At 60.3% G+C, this 3,944-nt stretch carries 1 protein-coding gene; it reads left to right on the forward strand.

What is annotated here, in order from left to right:
- Positions 1 to 571 precede the first annotated feature (571 nt).
- Positions 572 to 3,944, forward strand: a 3,373-nt coding sequence (locus AB4Z11_RS25840; protein ID WP_442028670.1) for a DUF5801 repeats-in-toxin domain-containing protein, incomplete at its 3' end; no start/stop codon positions are given.

Consider the following 3,944-nt stretch of genomic DNA (forward strand, 5'->3'; position numbering starts at 1 on the left):
CGATAAATCCCGAGCAAGGCCCGTGAAAATGTGTGCATGTGAACCTCCGCATTCCCCTAATGATGCGTCACTTAGCACTTTCTATTTGATAGTCATATTAGAYGGTTCAGCTGAAGATTAAAATTTGAAAGTTTTGAAATATTAGCTCAGCCGGTATCTGGCCTTGCATAGCGCAATTGACGTATTACCGCCTGCTAGTGGAAGGGTTACCCTTTTATGGTTGCGTTTGCAACAAAACTGGGTGTATTGGCGCGAATTGATGAGAAACGCGTCCAATCATTTTTTAAGAAAAGAATCGATTCCCCACCGCTAGTTCAATACGAGGTAAGCAATCATGAGCAGCGTTCTTCAGATCGACGAAACAAGCGGGGTCCAAAACGTTCAGGGCACCCTCAGCACCAATGACACATCAATTGGCAATTTTCCTCCCGAGTTCGATGCCATTCTCGCCGCAGTGACAGCGGCTGGCACCGGCACCGGGCAGAGTGCGACCGGGGCCGCAGTCAGCGGCGCCACCAGTGCAAATCCCTTGGGTGCCAATGCACTTTCATTCGGACCCAATGTAAATGACGTGGCATTTGTGGTCGCAGCCGGCACCTACAGCGGCCTCATGACGACAAACGGCACGAAAATATTCTTATATGTCTATCCAGGCGACAATAACGTTGTGCTGGCACGGGAAGGAACTGCCGGCGGCATTGCAGACCCGAGCGGAAGGCTGGCCTTYGCCATCTACCTCGATACGGGGACCGTGGCACCCGGCGACGCCGGYGCCACCGGCGCCAAGGTCTGGCTGGCGCAGTATGACTCGCTGCTCCAGCCCGACGCTACCAACCCCAATGACCTTGTATTCCTTTCCAACGTTCTGAATTACCAGGTCAATACGCTACAGAGCTTCAGTCTTGAGAAAGCGCCCTCCGGGCAGAATCTATTCCTGATGTTCGGTCACGCCAAGGACCCRGCAACGGCCGGTGACGATGTCGCCCTGGTCGTGACGGCGGCCGACGCCCAGGCCGGCGGCACAGTGAACTCCAGCCAGGGCGGTACTGATGCAACGATTGGCACGAACAACCAGATGATCGATGCCAATCACGGCCTGATCTTCACTTTCGTGACCAATGCGAATCCCGACTTTACGGTGCCAAATCTTACGCACGCGGAAGCGACCACCGCTGCCGATATTCAGTTTGAGGGGCTGGCTGCAGCGACCATGGCATCGTTTGTCGTGTCACAAACCCAGCCGAACCAGCAAACCACCACGGTTAAAGTCAGCGCCTTCAATACGGCGCTGGAAACCGGCACCGCCTATGTACCGGGACTGCACAACGACTCTCACATCGACGTGACCTCGGTCACGGTGCGGGACCCCAGCGGCACCATTCTCGAGAAGTCGGATGGATCGGTGAATACCGCCAACCTGAGTATCTCGATTGTCAATGGCATTGCCACCATCACCGGCGCAAAAGCCGACTACACCATCGAATACACGACGACCGCCTCGCACAATCGGGTGGAAATCGACAACGTGGGCTCAGGCGCCACAGACAATGCCAAGTTCGACATCGGCAATTTCAAACTTCAGACCGGCAGCGACAATGTGCAGCCGCTGGCCGACCTGGGGTTTGCCGACGATGCACCAACCGCCGCCGCGTCCTTGGGGGCCGGCGCCGTGGCGCATGACGAGACTGTCGGCAACCAGGCCGATGCGAACGACACCACCGCGGCAGCCGTAGTTTCCTTGTTCAGTGGCGTCACTACCACCAGCAGCCAGATGGCAGCAGGCTACGCACAAGGATCCGCGTCGGTGATCGATTCAAGCGCCAGTGTGGGCGGCGCGGATGGACTGGCCAGCACCGTCTACTCGCTTGCCGTATCGGCTGCTGGCGTCGACTCCGGACTTGATACCGTGGCCGGTGACAGCATCTTCCTGTTCAAGGAAGGCGACCTGGTCGTTGGCCGGATCACTTCTGCGGGCGCCGACAACGGTAAGGCGGCATTCGCGGTAGCGATCAACTCGTCCACCGGTGTGCTCAGYATGGCGCAGTACAACGCCATCAAGCATCCCACTGGCGGCACTTCCAGTCCCGATGAATCACTCTCGGTCGCCAATACCGCGCTGCTGGCCGTCGTCACCGTCACGGACGGCGATGGGGACCCTAGCTCCGCTTCGGTGGCAATCGGTGCGCGCGTCTCGATCCAGGACGATGGCCCGAGCGCCGCAGCGGCTCTTGGCACGGGCCAGGTGCGGCATGACGAAACCGTTGGTAATCAAGGCGACGCAGACGACAGCACAGCTGCGGGTGTGATCTCCCTCTTCTCCGGCGTGACAACAACCGGCACTCAGATGGCGGCCGGTTACGCGCAAGGCTCGGCCTCCGTGATCGACTCAAGCGGCAGCAGCGGCGGCGTCGATGGACTGGCCAGCACGGCCTACTCGCTCGACGTATCGGCKGCAGGCGTCGACTCCGGCCTCGATACCGTGGCTGGCGACAGCATCTTGCTGTACAAGGAAGGCAGCCTTGTTATAGGTCGCATCTCTTCCGCGGGCGCCGACAAYGGCAAGGCGGCGTTCGCAATTGCGATCAATTCCTCCACCGGTGTGCTCAGCATGGCGCAGTACAACGCCATCAAGCATCCGACTGGCGGAACTTCCAGCCCTGACGAGTCGCTGTCCATTAACAACGCCGCCCTGCTTGCGGTTGCAACCGTGACCGATGGCGATGGCGATACCAGTGCGGCATCGGTGGCAATCGGCGCGCGCGTGTCGATCCAGGACGATGGCCCAAGCGCGGCRGCAGCSCTTGGYGCAGGCCAGGTGCGGCATGAYGAGACAGTGGGKAAYCARGCYGACGCCGACGATACAACTGCCGCGGGCGTGATCTCCTTRTTCTCCGGCGTGACAACGACCAGCACCCAGATGGCGGCAGGCTATGCGCAAGGCTCGGCCTCCGTGATCGATTCGAGCGGCAGCAGCGGTGGCGTTGACGGCATCGCCAGCACGGTGTACTCGCTCGATGTATCGGCAGCGGGCGTTGATTCGGGCCTCGATACCGTGGCTGGTGACAGCATCTTGCTGTACAAGGAAGGCAGCCTGGTTATTGGACGCATCTCTTCCGCGGGCGCCGACAACGGCAAGGCGGCATTTGCGATTGCGATCAATTCGTCCACCGGTGTGCTCAGCATGGCGCAGTACAACGCCATCAAACATCCAACTGGCGGCGCTGCCAGCCCCGATGAATCACTCTCGGTTGCCAATGCGGCGCTGCTTGCCATCGCGACCGTCACCGATGGCGACGGCGATGCCAGTACCGCATCGGTGGCAGTCGGTGCCCGCGTCTCCATCCAGGACGATGGTCCGAGCGCTGCAGCAGCGCTTGGCACAGGCCAGGTACGGCATGACGAAACCGTAGGCAATCAAGCCGACGCAGACGACACTACGGCTGCCGGCGTGATCTCCCTCTTCTCCGGCGTGACAACCACAAGCACCCAGATGGCGGCAGGTTATGCACAAGGCACAGCCTCCGTGATCGATTCAAGCGGCAGCAGCGGCGGTGTCGACGGCATTGCCGGTACCGTCTATTCGCTTGCCGTATCGGCTGCCGGCGTTGATTCGGGCCTCGATACCGTTGCCGGCGACAGCATCTTCCTGTTCAAGGAAGGCAATCTGGTGATCGGACGGATCTCGTCCGCAGGTGCCGACAATGGCAAGGCGGCGTTCGCGGTTGCGATCAATTCCTCCACCGGTGTGCTCAGTATGGCGCAGTACAACGCCATCAAGCACCCGACTGGCGGTGCTTCCAGCCCGGACGAGTCGCTGTCTGTCGCTAACGCCGCCTTGCTGGCCGTGGCCACAGTAACGGATGGCGATGGCGATACCAGTGCCGCATCGGTGGCAATCGGCGCGCGCGTGTCGATCCAGGACGATGGCCCAAGCGCGGCAGCAG

It is taken from the genome of Pseudoduganella sp. RAF53_2 (assembly GCF_052113985.1).
In the GTDB taxonomy this organism is placed as follows: domain Bacteria; phylum Pseudomonadota; class Gammaproteobacteria; order Burkholderiales; family Burkholderiaceae_D; genus Rugamonas.